A 16216-nucleotide genomic window follows, 5' to 3' on the forward strand; every position below is an offset into this window, starting at 1 on the left:
GAGGCGGAGATGGCGGAATTCAACGACGGGGCCCGCACACGGCTGGCCGCCGATCTGCAGAAGGCGATCGCCGGCAGCGTCGGCTTCGACAATGGCAGCCGCGCGCTTTATGCGACGGATAGCTCAAATTACCGGCAAGTGCCCATCGGCGTGGTGCAGCCCCGCACCGTCGAGGACGTGATCGCGACTGTCGCGCTTTGTCGAAAATATGATGCCCCGCTCCTGCCGCGCGGCGGCGGCACCAGCCTGGCCGGCCAATGCTGCAATACGGCGGTGGTGATCGATATGTCGCGTCATCTGGACGCGGTGAAATCGATCGACTCCGCACGGAAGACGGCGATCGTGGAGCCCGGCTGCGTGCTCGACGACCTGCGCGAGGCGGCGGAACGCCATCACCTCACCTTCGGCCCCGACCCCTCCACCCACGACCACAACACCCTTGGCGGCATGATCGGCAACAATTCATGCGGCGTGCATTCGGTGATGTCCGGCCGCACGGCGGATAACGTGAACCGCCTGGAGATCCTGACCTATGACGGCCTGCGCATGTGGGTGGGGCCGACGCCAGACTCCGAGCTGGAGCAGATCATTGCAGCCGGCGGCCGCCGAGGCGAAATCTACGGCCGCCTGAAAAGCCTGCGCGACCGCTACGCCGAGTTCATCCGCGCCCGCTTTCCGAAAATTCCGCGCCGCGTCTCCGGCTACAATCTCGACGATCTGCTGCCGGAAAAGGGCTTCAACGTCGCGCGCGCCCTGGTCGGCTCGGAGGGCACTTGCGCCCTGGTGCTCGCGGCGGAGCTGCGCCTGGTGCATAGCCCACCCGGTCGCGCCCTGGCCGTGCTCGGCTACCCGGACGTCTTCAGTGCCGGCGATCATGTGCCGGACATCCTGCGCTACAAACCGCTGGGCCTGGAGGGTCTGGACGACCGCTTGATCCGCTACATGCGCAAGAAACCGCTGCATGCCGAAGACCTGGGGCTTCTGCCGGAGGGCAATGGCTGGCTGCTGGTCGAGCTTGGCGGCGAAAGCCGTGAAGAGGCCGCCGAGAAGGTCAAGGCGCTGTGCGAGGATCTGGGCCGGCGGCCCGACGCTCCGCATATGAAGAGCTACACCAACATGGCCGACGAGGCGCGGCTGTGGGAAATCCGTAAATCCGGGCTGGGCGCCACCGCCTGGGTACCAGGCCAGCCGCCCACCTGGCCCGGTTGGGAAGATGCAGCCGTGTCGCCGGAGAAGGTCGGCCGCTATCTGCGCGACTTCCGCAAGCTGCTCGGGCGTTACGGATACGATTGCGCAATATACGGCCATTTCGGCGACGGCTGCATCCATGTGCGCATTGATTTCGAGCTGACGAGCCAAGCCGGGATCGACAAATACCGCCGCTTCCTCGACGATGCCGCCGACCTGGTCGTGCAATATGGCGGGTCGCTGTCCGGCGAACATGGCGACGGCCAGGCACGCGGACCGCTGCTGAGCAAGATGTTCGGACCGGAGCTGATCCAGGCCTTCCAGGAATTCAAGGATATCTGGGATCCGGCCGGAAAGATGAATCCCGGCAAAATGCCGCAGCCGGCAGCGCCGGATGCCCACCTTCGCCTCGGCGCCGGTTTTCATCGCGACAAGCAGTCGACAGTTTTCCAGTTTCCTGCCGATGGCGGTGATTTCTCTCACGCCACGCTGCGCTGCGTCGGAGTGGGAGAATGCCGGCGGCATGGCGGCGGCGTGATGTGTCCGAGCTACATGGCGACCCGCGAGGAGCAGCATTCCACCCGCGGCCGCGCCCGCCTGCTGTTCGAGATGCTGCAAGGCGATCCGCTGAATGGAGGTTGGCGCAGCGAAGCCGTGCGCAACGCACTCGACCTCTGCCTGGCCTGCAAGGGCTGCCGGCACGATTGCCCCGTCAATGTCGACATGGCGACTTACAAGGCGGAATTCTTCTCGCATTACTATGGCGGCCGGCTGCGCCCTCGCGCCGCCTGGTCGATGGGCCTGATCCATTGGTGGTGCCGCGCCGCCGGCGTGGCGCCCGGACTGGCCAATTTCATCGGCCAAACGCCCGGCGTCAGCCAGATCGCCAAATGGGCTGGTGACCTGGCGCCACAGCGGCGGGTTCCGCGCTTCTCCCGCGAACCTTTCCGCGAGCAGTTCCGCCGGCGCGGCTATCGCCGCAGCGGCGGCAATCGCGTGCTGCTCTGGCCCGACACGTTCAACAATTATTTCCACGCGGAAACGGCAATGTCCGCCACTGAAGCCCTGGGACGGGCCGGTTTCGAGGTCGTATTGCCCGAAAGAGTGCTCTGCTGCGCCCGCCCCCTCTACGCCTGGGGCATGCTTGATCTGGCGCGCCGGCAGCTTTCGCAAATTCTCGCAACGCTCGGCCCCGAGGTCGAGGCCGGCACGCCGCTGGTCGGCCTGGAGCCGGCCTGCATGAGCGTCTTCCGCGACGAGATGCTCAACCTCTTCCCGGAAAACAAGACGGCGCGGAAGCTGGCCGAGAACAGCTTCTTGCTCGGCGATTTCCTGACGCGCAACGATTATCGGCCGCCCCGGCTTCGGCGCCGGGCCGTCGTACATACGCATTGCCATCATCGTTCGGTTCTCGGGCTTGCCGGCCAGCGGAAGATGCTGGATGCCCTCGGGCTCGACTATCGCATCCTGGATTCCGGCTGTTGCGGCATGGCTGGCTCTTTCGGCTTCGAGCGCGATCACTACGAAGTGGCCATGAAGATCGGCGAACGTACTCTGCTGCCGGCGGTGCGGGCGCTCGACGACGATGTCCTCGTCATCGCCAACGGCTTCAGTTGCCGCGAGCAGATCGAACAGGGAAGCGTGCGCCGCACCCTGCACCTCGCCGAGGTCCTGCGCATGGCGCAACGCCAAAGCGCGTCCTAGGAACGCCGGCCTCCAGACCGGCCACAAAGATGACCCAGGCCAAAGAACAGGCCGGCGCCGGCGGCAATGACTGCCAGACGCACCAGCTGCGCATCGAAGACAACCGCCGAAGGCGAGGATTCGTCGTCGAAACGGCCATGGGTGCGATGCAGATCCGTTACAGGCTGTTCGAGATTGTCGCGCCGTTCGGGCCGCACCGCCTTTTCGGTCTGCTGTTCGGCGAAGGCATTCTTGGCGAGATAGCGGTCCATCCATCCCGGCCAGACCATGTTCGCCAGGATGGAGGCCACCGTGACCCAGCCGACCCAATATTCGCGGCAGGGCCTGTTGGCGGCATGGAAGATCGCCTCGGCCACCGCCTCGGGCTGCACCACCGGCGGCACGGGCCGTGGCCGGCGCGGCAGATGCGTCCGCGCCCAGTCGAATTGCGGCGTATTGACCGCGGGAAGCTCGACGATGGTCAGCTTGACGCCGCTGCCTTCGCGCAGCAACTCGGTCCGCAAAGACCCCGTGAAGCCGCGGATCGCATGCTTGGCGCCGCAATAGGCGGCCTGCAGGGGAATGCCGCGATAGGCCAGGGCCGATCCGACCTGGACGATCACGCCGCGATTGCGGCGGCGCATGTAGGACAGGGCGGCCATCGTGCCATGGACATAGCCCAGATAGGTCACTTCGGTAACGCGGCGGAATTCTTCCGCAGTCATTTCGCTGAATGGCGAAAATACCGTCAACATCGCGTCGTTGATCCAGACGTCGATCGGCCCGAGATCCTGCTCTATGCGCTCGGCCGCCTGCGAGACGGCCGCCGCATCGGCGACATCCAGCGGCAGCGCCAGAGCCCTTGCGCCACGCCCCTCCACTTCCGCCTTTACTGTCTCCAATGCCGTCGCATCGCGGGCGATCAGGGCGATCTGCCGCCCCGGACGGGCGAAGCGATGCGCGGTAGCGCGGCCGACCCCGGCTGCGGCGCCGGTAATGGCTATCGTCTTCATGGCGGCACCCCTAGCTTTCATTGGGGCGGATCAATGCCAGGCCGGAACTCGGATCGACCTTCTTGCGCAAATGCGCCGGCGTCTCCGTGACGATGACCTCCAGGGTCGGCCGCACATGGCCCTCGGACAGATGCCCGGCCATCGCCGTGCCGTCACGCTTGCCGACCACGAGGTGGACATGCAGCGCCGGCTCTCCCGACGGAGCGAGCGCCACGTCGCCGATCATCGAAGCCACCTCGACCTGCTCATGGATCGGGATTTTCCGATAATCCTTCTTTTCCCAATCGAAATAGGCCAGCACGACATCGCTGAACGCGCCGATGCCGGTCAATTGCGCCGCCGAAAGGTCCTCCTGCCGCGCGAAAATCTGCAGAGCAGCCGTGACCTCCTCATCCTGCTCCAGAACCACGGCGAACGTGCGCTGTCCTTCCACCTGGTGCAACAACCTGCTCTGCATGGAACTTCTCCTCGGTAATGCGCCCGTTACAAAAACCTCACAGGCGGGACAGGGTTCCGAAGAAGATGGCGCAGAGGATCAGGCCGCGGGAGCGGTGATTTGCCCGGCGGCTCAGCTTGCAGCGACGACCTGGTCGCGCAGGCTGCGCTTCAGCAGCTTGCCGTTGGCATTGCGCGGCAGCGGCTCGTCCAGCAGGGTGAAGCTTTCCGGCACCTTGTAATCCGCCAGCCGCGTCGCACAGAAAGCCTGCAGCTCGGCGGCCGTCACATCGGCCTGTTTGCGGCTCACGAAAGCATGCACCCGCTCGCCCAGGACCGGGCAGGGCTTGGCGACGACGGCACTTTCCAGCACGCCGGGATGATGGCTCAGCACATTCTCGACCTCGACCGAGAAAATCTTGTAGCCGCCGCGGTTGATCATATCCTTGACGCGGTCGAACACCCGCACGAAGCCATCGGCATCGACCGAGCCGATATCGCCGGAATGCCAGAAGCCGGCGGTGAACGACTGCGCCGTCGCCTCGGGGTTGTTCCAATAGCCCTGCACCACCATGGGACCGCGAATCCAGATCTCGCCCGGCTCGCCAGGCGGCACTTCGCGGCCATCGGCATCCGCCACGATGACATCGACACAGGGCAATGCCAGGCCGACGCTGTCCGAATGGCCCGGCGTGAACCGGGCCGGCATCATCGTGGTCGGCGAGGTTGTTTCGGTGGCGCCATAGGCATTCATCAGGCCAAGCTGCGGCAATTTCTCCGCCAGGGCGGCAATCGTCGCCTCCGGCATCGGCGCGCCGCCATAGCCGCCGACCCGCCAGGTCGAGAGGTCGTAGCGGTCGAAATCCGGCTGCAGCAGACAGAGATTGTACATGGCCGGCACCATGATCGTGTGGGTCAGCCTTTCCCGTGCCGCCAGGCTCAGGAATTCCGCCGCCTTGAATTCCGGCATCATGATCACCGCACCGCCCGCGCACCAGGCAGTGATGATCACCGCCATCACGCCCGTCACATGGCTTGCCGGCACCGCCAGCAGCGTGCGGTCCTGCGGCGTCAGGTCCATGCAGTAGCAGAAATGCAGAGCCGAATGCACGATGTTGACATGCGACAGCATCGCGCCCTTCGGCCGCCCGGTGGTGCCGGAAGTATAAAGGATCAGCGCGACCGCCTCTTCCGGCGGGTCCTTGAATGGCGGCGCGGCTTGCCCCGACAGCAGGCTCTCGAACGGCTCGGAGCCGGCACATGCGCCGCCGACGGCATAGCGGCGCTTGAGGTGCGGCAGATCGGCAGCATCTGGCAGGCGCGATGCCAGCGTAGCCTCGTGAACCAGGGCGACAGCGCCGGCATAATCGAGAATATAGGCGATCTCCGGTGTCTGCAGACGCGTGCCGATGGGCACGGCAACGGCACCGAGGCGCAAGATCGCCAGCAGCGCGGTGACGAATTCGACGCGGTTGCCCAGCAGCATGCCGACCCGGTCGCCGCTGCTCACGCCGGCTGAAGCCAGCCCCCCGGCAATCTCCTCAACGCGTTCGGCCAATGCGCCATAGGTCAGCCGTTCCGAACCGCAGACCAGCGCCTCGGCCTCGGGTCGTGCCGAAACCGTGGCGGCGAACATTGCATAGGTATGTGCCGGCCGGCCGGCGAAGCAGCGTACGACGCGATCACCAAACAGGACTTCATGCCGGATGCGGATGTCAGGCTTCAGTTGCCACTGCACGGTACGTCTCCCAGGCTCTGCTTTTCTGTGCGGATGCTGGACCGCTATGGGATCAGACATAGCCCGGGAGGGTCGTTTTGGAAACAGCCGATTCGCCTGATCAATCGTCGTCGAGCCAGCCCTGCGCCGCACCCGCATGGCAGGCCTGGCAATTCGATTTCGTCACGACATCGGGGGCCTGCCAGACCCGCGCCGGAAAGTCATGCTTGCGCAGAAAGGCCGGGTTCTCGGTGATCCGCCTGGGCTTGCCGGACGGCGCGACCCAACGCATGAATTCGCGCAGACCCTGCCCACCCGGCGCATCCCCGGCATGAGTGACGAGATAGTCCTTGATATGAGCGGCCTGATCCATCGACAAGGAAGCATCCTCGCCGAAATGATCGCTCAGATCATCGAGCAATGCGGCCCAGGAGCGGGCCGGCAGAAGGCCGGGCGGAAAGGCCGTATGGCATTCCCCGCACGCCTTCTGGGTTGCGGCATCGGTCACCGGGGCGACGAACTTGCCTCCGGCATGCCCTGCGGTGCTGAAGATCAGCACAAGCAGGCCGAGAGCGCCTGGCATCCAGAACTGTCCCATCGTCATTGTCCGATCATGAAGGTAAGATAATCGCCGCGCTCCTGCGGCGTGCAGTCACGCCCTAGCACACTCTTGCAGTCGCGGGCGAAATGCTTCTCCACCTCGGTCAGATCGGTGTAGCGCTGCGGATTGACCGAGACGGCGGCGGGGTCGATCGGACGTCCCGTCTTGGCATTGCGGCCTGGCTGCTTCGGATCGCTGGTGTGGCAGGACATGCAAGATGGCGTCCGCGCATCGCTGCCCGCCCAAGTGGTGCGATACAGCGTTTCACCGCGCGCCGCCGAGAACCCGGCGAAGCCGGAATCCGCCGCCCGCGCCAGATCGGCATATCGCTTCAGGATCGCCGACCGGTCCGCATCGGCGGCCATGGCGGCAAGCGGGATCGCAATCGCGGCGACGGCGGCCAGGGCGATACGAGGGAGAGTCATGGCCGAACCTCCCCCTGGCTCTTGCGGGGAACAGACTCCAAAAGGCGCTGGGCCAACCCTTTTGCCCGGTTCGTCAGCCCGCGGCCGTTATAGAGCACGATTACGAAGGCGATATGGCCGAAGATCACCCACAGCGAGGCCTGCGCCAGGCCTTCATGCAGATCTTCGATCCAGGTGACGAAATCGGCAATCGCACCGGTGGCGGCCGCGGCGCCGACGACGCCCAGCAGAGCCACGGCGAACCAGGCGAAGAACGGATTGCGGCCCCGGCGCTTGCCGAACCAGGCCAATGTTCCCGTCAGGCTGGGGCGCGGTATGTGGAAAGGGTTGCCCGGTCGTGCCAGCAACCCGGCCAGCAGGCGCAGAACGATGGCCGCCAGCACCACGTAACCGGCAAAAAGATGCATGGCATAAGTGTCCTCATCGGCCGTCAGATAGGCAACGAGGAAGCTGCCCGCCAACAGCGCGTGCCATAGGCGGAGCAGAACGAAACCGTGCTTACGCATGAAGGTCCTTGGCATGATGATGCTCCCGGCTCCTCAATCCTCGTCATCATTTCGGCAATCGCCGCCGAAAGCATCGGGCCAGCGATTCCGCTCGGCGCTCTCGCGACGACGGTGTTCCTTATGCTCCTTTTTGCCGAACGCCCGGTCCGTGGGCTTGAGGTAGCCGTTATCGGCAGCGGCCTGCGATGCGCCGGCGGCCGGCGCCTGGATTTGCGGCGCCTTGCCTGGCGCGTTCTGGGCCGTTTCCGCATAGGCCGCGGCGAATCCGGCGATGATGGCGGCGGCGATAAGGCCCTGGAAAAACATCTTGCGCAGCATGGTCGACTCCTTGGTTTGAACCGCCACAACGCTATGCCATCGCGGCTGAACCGGGGCTGACTGGCGCGTTCATCTGCCGTTCAGCTTGTCGCTGCTAGAGTGCCGCCATGCAAATCCCCTTGGCCCTGCTCGCCCTGTCTGCGGCACTGACCATCGCCAGCCCCGCCCAGGCGGGCGAGGACGATCACGACCGGGCGCGCCGTGCGGTCGAGTCAGGAGAAATAAAGCCACTGCGAAGCATTCTCGAAAATGCCGAGGCGACCTACGGCGGCCAATTGATCGAGGCCGAGCTGGAGCGGGAGGATGGCCGGCTCGTCTATGAACTCAAGCTGCTCACCGTCGATGGCCGATTGCTGAAGGTCTATTATGATGCTTGGAGCGGATTGCCGCTGAACAAAGCGAAGCATCATCATCGCAAATGAGAATTCTTGTCGTCGAGGACGAGCCGGTTCTGGCTCTGCGGCTGCAGCAGACCTTGGAAGCGGCGGACTTTGCCGTCGATGTCGCCTATGACGGCGAGGAGGGCTGGCATCTGGGCGATACCGAAAACTATGATGCGGTCGTCCTCGATCTCGGTCTCCCGAAGCTCGATGGCGTGAGCATTCTCCGGCGCTGGCGCGACAGCGGCCGAGCCTTTCCGGTCCTGATCCTGACCGCCCGCAGCCGCTGGTCGGAAAAGATGGCTGGCTTTCAGGCTGGCGCGGATGATTACCTGACCAAGCCCTTCGAAATGGATGAGGTGGTCTATCGATTGCGGGCCCTGATCCGCCGCGCCGCCGGCCATGCCCAGCCGGAACTGGCCTGCGGACCGTTGCGGCTCGATACGCTGGCGGGCCGTTTCAGCCTGAACGGCATTCCGATCCAGCTCACGGCGCAGGAATTTCGCATCCTCTCCTACCTGATGCATCATGCCGGCAAAATCGTCAGCCGCACCGAGCTGATGGAGCATGTCTATGACCGGCATTTCGACAGCGATTCGAATGTGCTCGAGGTGCTGATCGGCCGGATCAGGCGCAAGCTCGACGCCGACCTGATCCATACCGTGCGCGGCCAGGGATATCGCCTCGCCGACGAGGCAGCGCCATGAGCGAAAACCGCAAGCAGGCACGCATCGCCACGTCGCTGAGTTTGCGTCTGGTCGCCGCCGCCCTGATCTGGATGCTCTTCCTGCTCGGCATCGGCGGTGCGGTACTGACCCTCGCCTTCCGCCAATCTGCGGTCCAGGAATTCGGCCACCGTCTCGATGCGGTGCTGCGCACCGTGATCGCCGCCGCCGAGGTCGGGCCGGATGGCTCGCTGATCGTCAAGCCGTCGCTCGGCGATCCGCGCTTCGAGCAGATTTTCTCAGGCTGGTATTGGCAGGTCGCCGGACCGAGCGGACGTCTGACCCGGTCGCGGTCGCTTTGGGACAGTACCTTACCCGTCCATACCGACGGCGACGAGCGGCGCGAAATCGAGGGGCCGAAAGGCGAGCCGCTGCTGGTCGTCGAACGCGATATAGAATTCCCTGGGCTGGGCGGCCCGGTTCACATGCTGATCGCCGGCGACATGCGGGAATTGTCCGATCGCACCCGCAGCTTCAATACATTGCTCTTCGCCACCATCGGGCTTTTCGCCCTCGGCATGGCGATTGCCATCGTCATCCAGGTCCGTTTCGGTTTGCGGCCGTTGCGCCTCCTCACCGACCGGCTCGCTCTCGTTCGGAGCGGCAAGGAGAAGCACCTGACGGGCGTTTACCCGCGCGAGGTTGCGCCGCTGGTCGAAACGATGAATGCCATCCTCGATCACGACGCGGAATTGATCCAGCGCGCCCGCACGCATGTGGGCAATCTAGCCCATGGCTTGAAGACGCCGCTGGCGGTCCTCCAGACGGAACTGCGCGGAAATCCCGACAAGGCGGCGATCGAAACGCAGCTGCGCCGCATGAGCCGCCTGATCGACCATCACCTTGCCCGCGCCGCGGCGATGGCGGGATCCGGCCGGGCCCTGGGCCTTCAGGTTGATGTGCGCTCGACCGCCAGCGACATCGCCTCGGTGCTGTCTCGCATCCACGCGGATAAGCGGATCGAGACCATGATCGACATGGATGCCCACATCACTTTTCGCGGCTCCCGCGAGGACCTCGAGGAGATGCTGGGCAATCTGATGGAGAATGCGTGGAAATGGGCGCGCCGCCGCGTGCTGATTTCGGCCAGAGTGGCCGAAGGCAACCTCCATATCGCGGTCGAGGATGATGGTCCCGGGCTGTCGGAAGAACAGACGGCCGCCGTCATGCAGCGCGGCGCCAAGCTGGACGAAACCGTACCGGGATGGGGATTGGGCCTTGGCATCGTGGCCGATATCGCCGCTCTTAACGACGGGACTATCGCCATCGGCCGCTCCGACCTCGGCGGCGTCAAAGCCGAATTGTCGCTGCCCGGCAGCGCCTGACCCAGCGCGGGCTGATCTAGACCGCCCGCGCGATCACCTCCGTAGGAGCGATGCGCCGCTCTTGCAGGCTGCGGATCATGTTGGCGATCTTGACCGGCGCATCCTTGCCCATCAACAGGTGCAGGCCCAGCGGTGACGGCCCGCCCTTGCCGGCGATGCGCTGCCGCATGGTTTCGAAGGTGGCCATGCCGAAGGCGGAGCGGTCCTCGATCCCTGCGATCTCGAAACCCGACCGGCGCAGCAGGTCCTGAAGCGCCTCCGCGGTAATTAGGAAACTGGTTTCGGCGCCGGCCGCCCAGGGCACCGGGAAGTACGGCGCCCCGCCCGGTCCCTGCAGCACATCGTATATGCCGAATACCGCGCCGGGTTTGAGCACACGCCGTACTTCCCGGTAAAGCCGATCCTTGTCGGCGATGTTCATGCCGACATGCAGCATGTAGGCGCCGTCGAACGCCGCAGCATCAAATGGCAGATCGAGGGCACTCGCCTGGCGGTAATCCGTGCGGGCCGACAGGCCGACCAGATCGGCCAGGCGACGGGCTACATCGCAGTAACCTTCGGTCAGGTCGATGCCGGTGACATGGCAGCCGCGTTCGGCCGTGAAATAGCGCGAAGCGCCGCCGATGCCGCAGCCGATATCCAGCAGGTGCGCGCCCGGCGCAAAGCCGAGCCGGTCGGCGAAGTGAATCGTCGCCGGCCGACCGCCGATATGGAACTCGTCCACCGCGGCGAGATCGCCTGGCTTGAGCGCCGCCATGCTCTTGCCCATGGCGGCGAGCGCGGATTCTATGGCGGCGAAAAGATCGTCGCGGTCATAATGGGCCGCGACGATGCGTTCCAGGTTCTGTTCGGCAGTCACGGCACCCTCTCCTGACGGCGACCATTCAAGCCGTCGGAAGGGCGCCGCGCAACGCCTTCAGTTGACGACGCGCCAGGAGCCGTCCGGCATCAGGCAGGCCGTGCCGTAGCTGCGCTGCGGCGCGCCCGCCACGGTGACGGCGGCTTGGTATTCGCGGCAGTACTGTCCGCCGGCCGTCTGATAGACCGGCGAGGCCGGCACGGCGGATACCTGCCCGCCGCCATAGGGCGCGGGCGCGTATACGACGGGCGGCGGGGCCGTGTAATAGGCGACCGGCGGCGGCTGCACCACCACGACGCGTGGCCGGTAGGCCGGCGGGCCCCAATAACGGTGATCCCAATGGGCCGCACGGTGATGACCATGCCGCGGCGGGCCGTACCACGGGCGGGCATGCCAGCCGCCGGTGGAATAGCTGAAGGAGAAGCTGTCCGCCTTGGCGGGCATGGATGCGATGGCAAGTCCGCCAACGACGGCGGCGGCACAGAGAGCAAGCGAGCGATTCATGGCACAGCCTCCTTGGACTGTTGCCTGGACGCTGCGCCGCGATCATGGCGAATTTGTGAAAAAAATTAGCGGCAGGAAAGGCGGCGGTCGCCGCCTTCGCTGGGCGCAGCCGGCTCAGTACATATGCTGCCCGCCGTTGATCGACAGCGTCGAGCCGGTGATGAAGCCGGCCTCGTCGGCGACCAGAAACAGCACGCCGCGGGCGATCTCCTCGGCGCGGCCGAGCCGGCCGACCGGGATCTTGGCGACGATCTTCTCCAGCACGTTGGCGGGCACGGCGGCGACCATGTCGGTATCGATATAGCCCGGCGCGATGGCATTGACCGTGATGCCGCGCGCGGCGCCTTCCTGCGCCAGCGCCTTGGTGAAGCCGTGGATGCCCGACTTCGCCGCGGCATAATTGACCTGGCCGTACTGGCCGGCCTGGCCGTTGATCGAGCCGATATTGACGATACGGCCGAAACCGCGCTCGCGCATGCCGTCGATGACGGCACGGCACATATTGAAGCAGCCGCCCAGATTCGTGTCGATCACCGCCTGCCATTGCTCATGGCTCATCTTGTGCAGCGTGCCGTCGCGCGTGATGCCGGCGTTGTTGACCACGACATCGACCGGGCCGAGTTCGCGCTCGACCTTCTTCACGCCTTCCTGGCAGGCCGCGAAATCCGCGACACTCCATTGGTAGGTCTTGATGCCCGTCTCCGCCTCGAAGGCCTTGGCCCTCTCCGAGTTGCCGGCATAATTGGCCGCCACCTTGAAACCGTTTTGATGCAGCAGCTTGGAGATCGCGGCGCCGATGCCGCGGGTTCCGCCGGTGACGATTGCTACGCGGGACATGGAATTCCTCCTGTTACGGCTTTTTTGTTATGTGATGATGTCAGATGCTGGCCGACGAATCTTGTGACCGACAAGGGCGCGGGCTACCCCCGCCCGCGCCCTGAGGTTTTTTCAGTCGCGCTGGACGCACATGGCGATGCCCATGCCGCCGCCGATGCACAAGGTGGCCAGACCCTTCTTGGCGTCGCGGCGCTGCATCTCGTAGAGCAGCGTCACCAGCACGCGGGCGCCGGAGGCGCCGATCGGATGCCCGATGGCGATGGCGCCGCCATTGACGTTCACCTTCTCGGTATCCCAGCCCATGTCCTTGTTCACCGCGCAGGCCTGCGCGGCAAAGGCCTCGTTGGCCTCGATCAGATCGAGATCGTTGACCGACCAGCCGGCCTTCTTCAGCGCCGCGCGCGAAGCCGGAATCGGGCCGGTGCCCATGATCGCCGGATCGACGCCGGCCTGCGCCCAGGACACGATCCGGGCGAGCGATTTGACGCCGCGCTTCTTGGCTTCCTCGCCGCTCATCAGCACCACGGCGGCGGCACCGTCATTGATGCCCGAGGCATTGCCGGCGGTGACCGTGCCGTCCTTGGCGAAGGCCGGGCGCAGCCCCTTCATCGCGTCGAGGGTGGCGCCGTGGCGGATATACTCGTCCTGCTCGACGACGGTGTCGCCCTTGCGGGTCTTGATCGTCACCGGCACGATCTCGTCCTTGAAGCGGCCGGCCTTCTGCGCGGCTTCGGCCTTGTTCTGGCTCTTGACCGCGAATTCGTCCTGCATGTCGCGGGTGATCTGCCACTGCTTGGCGACATTCTCGGCCGTGTTGCCCATATGGTAGCCGTTAAAGGCATCCCACAGGCCGTCGCGGATCATCGTGTCGATGAAACCGAGGTCGCCCATCTTATGCCCGGCGCGCAGATAGGCCGCGTGCGGCGCCTGGCTCATGCTTTCCTGGCCGCCGGCGACGACGATGCTGCTGTCGTTGTTCTGGATCGCCTGCCAGCCCAGCGCCACCGCGCGCAGGCCGGAACCGCAGAGCTGGTTGACGCCCCAGGCCGGCACCTCGACGGGCAGCCCGGCATTGATCGCCGCCTGCCGTGCCGGATTCTGGCCCTGCGCTGCCGTCAGGATCTGCCCCATGATGACCTCGCTGACCTCGCCCGGCTGCACGCCGGCGCGCTGCAGGGCGCCGGTGATGGCGACCTGGCCGAGATAATGGGCGGGTACGCTGCTGAGCGTGCCGTTGAACGAGCCGACCGGCGTGCGGGCGGCCGAGGCGATGACGATGTCGGTCATTGATCCTTCCTCCACTGGCGAAAGTCTTGCGGGACAGGCATGGCTGGGGCCGACGGGCACACCACGCTTGGTTCCCTAGACGATAGCGGCCTTTTCGCAACTGCGGCAAGGCTGCCGCAGCGCAAAATCGCTCTACCTCCTATGCTTTGGCAGCGGTCTTTCTGCGCCGCCGCGGCAAAGCGGGTTTTTCCGCATCCTGACGATGCAGCCAGGCGGCCAGAGGGCGCCACAGACCGGCCTCCGCCCGCGGCCCGACGACCATGCCGACATGGCCGCTCGGGACGTCCAGCCGCTCCGCGTTGGCAAGCTGCGCCAGCAGGACCGCCGCGCCTTCCTTCGGCACCAGCTTATCGCGCTCGGGCAGGGCGACCAAGGCCGGCTTCTGCCACTCCTGCGGCCGGACCGCACGGCCCTGCACCAGCCAGGCACCGCGCGGCGGCGTATTCTCGCCATACCAGCCCAGCAGGCATTCGCGGGCGACCGGCCCGGCCAGCGGCACGCCGTCATTCAGCCAGTCCTCCATGGCGACGAAACGCCGCTCGTTTTCGCCGCCCTCCGGCATGGCGTTGAACAGGGTGAATTTCCTCATCGCGGTCAGCGGATCCAGCGCCCAGAAGAAGCCCTGCAAGACGTCGACATCGAGCGGCGGCGGCGCCCCGTCGGGGCCCGGCGGCACGAGGCTGGGAGCCAGCGCCTGCACCAGCGCTGCCTGATGCGCGCCGCCGGCATGGAAATCCCACGGCGTCGCCAACAAGGCCAGGGCGGCGACGGCGTCCGGTTTCCGCAGGGCGGCGGCGAGCGCCAGATTGCCGCCCATGCAATAGCCGAGCAGCACCGGCGCACGGCCGCTCGTCCGTCTGGCCGCCGCAAGACCGCGCCGCAGCCGTGCAATATAGGCGGCAAGATCGAAGGCGCGTTCGGTTTCGCCAAGATCGCCCCAATCGAGCAGGAACGGCCGCAAACCCTGCTGCGAAAGATACCGCGCCAGGCTCTGGCCCGGCGCGAGGTCGAGCACATAGGCGCGGTTGACCAGCGACGGCACCATGACCACCGGCAGGCCGCCGGCAGGACCATAGTCGAGCAGCCGGCTGCCGCCTTCCCTCCAGACAGCGGGCGGATCGGGCAGGTCCCGGCGCCAGGCGTGACGGCGATAGCGCAGCATGCCGCCAGTCATCGCGGTCAGCCGCAGCATCGCCTGGCGCATCAGCGCCGCGGCGAAATCACTCGGATCGACGGCGGCGAGGGCTGGCGCGAGGCTTGCGAAGCGCGGCTGCAAGAGCGGATTCCAGAGCGGCGAGCCGCGCCTCGCAATCGGCCAGGCGGCGAGCGAGCTCAGCAGCATCAGGTTGGCCGTCGCCAGATGCAGCGGCAGCGGGCGCGGTCCCGCCCGGTGAATCGCCAAACCTTGCGCCGCTGGGCTGGCTGTGGCCGGCTTGGCCGCTTGCGCTTCCATCCTTCTTGCCTCCTGTCCCCATCTGCCGCGCGGCAGCTTCCGCGGCAAGGCCCGCGCCGCGCTGCCACAGCGCCAGCCAGGTTGCCGAAAGCTCGGCCAGTTTCGGGTCATTGGCCAGCAATCCGGCCTGCTCCTGCCAGAGATCGAGAAACTGCCGGGCCAGCGCCTCTGCATCGTTCGCCTTGGGCTCAGTCATGCCGCTAGGCTACACCGAAGGGCTGTTTTCCGACCAGCTTTTCGCAGCGCAACAAGAGACTTGCGCCGGACAATGAATATGAGTGAAATGTGCCCCGACAATTCATCCGAGGAGCGCGTCAACGTGGCCGAACAAGACCAAACGACAACGGCGCCGACGATCAAAATCAAGAAATACGCAAATCGGCGTCTTTATAATACGGCGACTTCTTCCTACGTGACCCTCGAAAATCTTTGCCAGATGGTAAAAGACGGCCAGGATTTCATCGTCGAGGATGCGAAGACCGGCGAGGATATTACGCGCAGCGTGCTGACGCAGATCATCTTCGAAGAGGAATCCAAGGGACAGAACCTGCTTCCCATCGGTTTCCTCCGCCGGCTGATCTCCTTCTACGGCGACAGCCTGCAAACCCTGGTTCCGAGCTATCTCGAAGTGTCGATGGCCTCGTTCCAGCGCAACCAGGAACAGATGCGCCAATACATGGCCGAGGCATTCGGCGAGATGTTTCCCTTCCGCAGCATCGAGGAGATGGGAAGACAGAATATGGCGATGTTCCAGCGCGCCATGAGCATGTTCAACCCCTTCGCAGCCAAGCTTGGCGATACCGCCGGCGAGAAGAACGACAAGGGGGGCGCTGCCGGCGGGGAACAGCCGGCGGAAGTCGACGCGCTGAAGGCGCAGCTCGAGGAGTTGCGCAAGCAGGTCGAAGCCCTTGCTCGAAACAAGGGATGAGCGGCTAGCTCCCCAGCCGCAACTTACCAGCC

At 65.5% G+C, this 16216-nt stretch carries 17 protein-coding genes; 5 read left to right on the forward strand and 12 right to left on the reverse strand.

Features of this window, described 5'->3' with window-relative positions:
* The first annotated feature begins 9 nt into the window (after positions 1-9).
* Entirely contained in the window at positions 10-2892 is a 2883-nt protein-coding gene (locus tag VF194_RS14155) for an FAD-binding and (Fe-S)-binding domain-containing protein (RefSeq protein ID WP_330891825.1), read from the forward strand.
* Here the strand turns inward: VF194_RS14155 and VF194_RS14160 are convergent.
* From VF194_RS14160 to VF194_RS14190, 7 genes are all read right to left on the reverse strand, one after another.
* Positions 2889-3884, reverse strand: a complete 996-nt coding sequence (locus tag VF194_RS14160; RefSeq protein ID WP_330891826.1) for an SDR family oxidoreductase — start codon at positions 3882-3884, stop codon at positions 2889-2891. The two genes, VF194_RS14155 and VF194_RS14160, sit on opposite strands and share 4 nt — an antisense overlap.
* A 10-nt stretch (positions 3885-3894) precedes the next feature.
* The gene (locus tag VF194_RS14165) at positions 3895-4341 is read right to left on the reverse strand and encodes a PPC domain-containing DNA-binding protein (protein ID WP_330891827.1); all 447 of its coding nucleotides are present in this window, start codon (positions 4339-4341) and stop codon (positions 3895-3897) included.
* A 111-nt stretch (positions 4342-4452) separates the two neighbouring features.
* Entirely contained in the window at positions 4453-6057 is a 1605-nt protein-coding gene (locus VF194_RS14170; protein WP_330891828.1) for a class I adenylate-forming enzyme family protein, read from the reverse strand.
* 100 nt (positions 6058-6157) lie between these two features.
* Positions 6158-6640 (reverse strand): cytochrome C, encoded by a 483-nt coding sequence (locus tag VF194_RS14175; RefSeq protein ID WP_330891829.1) that lies wholly within the window; start codon positions 6638-6640, stop codon positions 6158-6160.
* Complete coding sequence (locus VF194_RS14180; protein WP_330891830.1) at positions 6637-7062, reverse strand: DUF1924 domain-containing protein; 426 nt, start codon at positions 7060-7062, stop codon at positions 6637-6639. Before VF194_RS14180 ends, VF194_RS14175 begins: the two co-directional genes overlap by 4 nt.
* Entirely contained in the window at positions 7059-7583 is a 525-nt protein-coding gene (locus VF194_RS14185) for a hypothetical protein (RefSeq protein WP_330891831.1), read from the reverse strand. Before VF194_RS14185 ends, VF194_RS14180 begins: the two co-directional genes overlap by 4 nt.
* Before the next feature lie 18 nt (positions 7584-7601).
* Positions 7602-7886, reverse strand: a complete 285-nt coding sequence (locus VF194_RS14190; RefSeq protein ID WP_330891832.1) for a hypothetical protein — start codon at positions 7884-7886, stop codon at positions 7602-7604.
* Positions 7887-7993: 107 nt separating this feature from the next.
* On the opposite strand from VF194_RS14190, the gene VF194_RS14195 reads away from it, so the two are divergent.
* From VF194_RS14195 to VF194_RS14205, 3 genes are read left to right on the forward strand one after another with little or no spacing between them, the layout of a single operon-like run.
* Positions 7994-8308, forward strand: a complete 315-nt coding sequence (locus VF194_RS14195; protein WP_330891833.1) for a PepSY domain-containing protein — start codon at positions 7994-7996, stop codon at positions 8306-8308.
* Positions 8305-8973, forward strand: coding sequence for a response regulator transcription factor (locus VF194_RS14200; protein WP_330891834.1), 669 nt, complete (start codon positions 8305-8307; stop codon positions 8971-8973). Before VF194_RS14195 ends, VF194_RS14200 begins: the two co-directional genes overlap by 4 nt.
* Complete coding sequence (locus tag VF194_RS14205) at positions 8970-10316, forward strand: ATP-binding protein (RefSeq protein WP_330891835.1); 1347 nt, start codon at positions 8970-8972, stop codon at positions 10314-10316. The genes VF194_RS14200 and VF194_RS14205 overlap by 4 nt, the downstream gene beginning before the upstream one ends.
* A gap of 16 nt (positions 10317-10332) precedes the next feature.
* Here the strand turns inward: VF194_RS14205 and VF194_RS14210 are convergent, their stop codons facing one another.
* The 5 genes from VF194_RS14210 to VF194_RS14230 all read right to left on the reverse strand — a co-directional run bounded on the left by VF194_RS14210 (position 10333) and on the right by VF194_RS14230 (position 15256).
* Positions 10333-11175 (reverse strand): class I SAM-dependent methyltransferase, encoded by an 843-nt coding sequence (locus VF194_RS14210; RefSeq protein WP_330891836.1) that lies wholly within the window; start codon positions 11173-11175, stop codon positions 10333-10335.
* Positions 11176-11232: 57 nt separating this feature from the next.
* Positions 11233-11679 (reverse strand): hypothetical protein, encoded by a 447-nt coding sequence (locus VF194_RS14215; RefSeq protein WP_330891837.1) that lies wholly within the window; start codon positions 11677-11679, stop codon positions 11233-11235.
* Between the two features lie 114 nt (positions 11680-11793).
* The gene (gene phbB, locus VF194_RS14220) at positions 11794-12516 is read right to left on the reverse strand and encodes an acetoacetyl-CoA reductase (RefSeq protein ID WP_330891838.1); all 723 of its coding nucleotides are present in this window, start codon (positions 12514-12516) and stop codon (positions 11794-11796) included.
* Positions 12517-12627: 111 nt separating this feature from the next.
* Entirely contained in the window at positions 12628-13803 is a 1176-nt protein-coding gene (locus tag VF194_RS14225) for an acetyl-CoA C-acetyltransferase (RefSeq protein WP_330891839.1), read from the reverse strand.
* A gap of 139 nt (positions 13804-13942) precedes the next feature.
* Positions 13943-15256, reverse strand: coding sequence for an alpha/beta fold hydrolase (locus VF194_RS14230; RefSeq protein ID WP_330891840.1), 1314 nt, complete (start codon positions 15254-15256; stop codon positions 13943-13945).
* Between VF194_RS14230 and phaR the strand changes: the two genes are divergently transcribed.
* Positions 15237-16184, forward strand: a complete 948-nt coding sequence (gene phaR / locus VF194_RS14235) for a polyhydroxyalkanoate synthesis repressor PhaR (protein WP_330891841.1) — start codon at positions 15237-15239, stop codon at positions 16182-16184. The genes VF194_RS14230 and phaR overlap by 20 nt on opposite strands.
* The last annotated feature ends 32 nt before the right edge of the window (positions 16185-16216 follow it).

This window comes from Ferrovibrio sp. (genome assembly GCF_036381655.1).
Classification (GTDB): domain Bacteria; phylum Pseudomonadota; class Alphaproteobacteria; order Ferrovibrionales; family Ferrovibrionaceae; genus Ferrovibrio.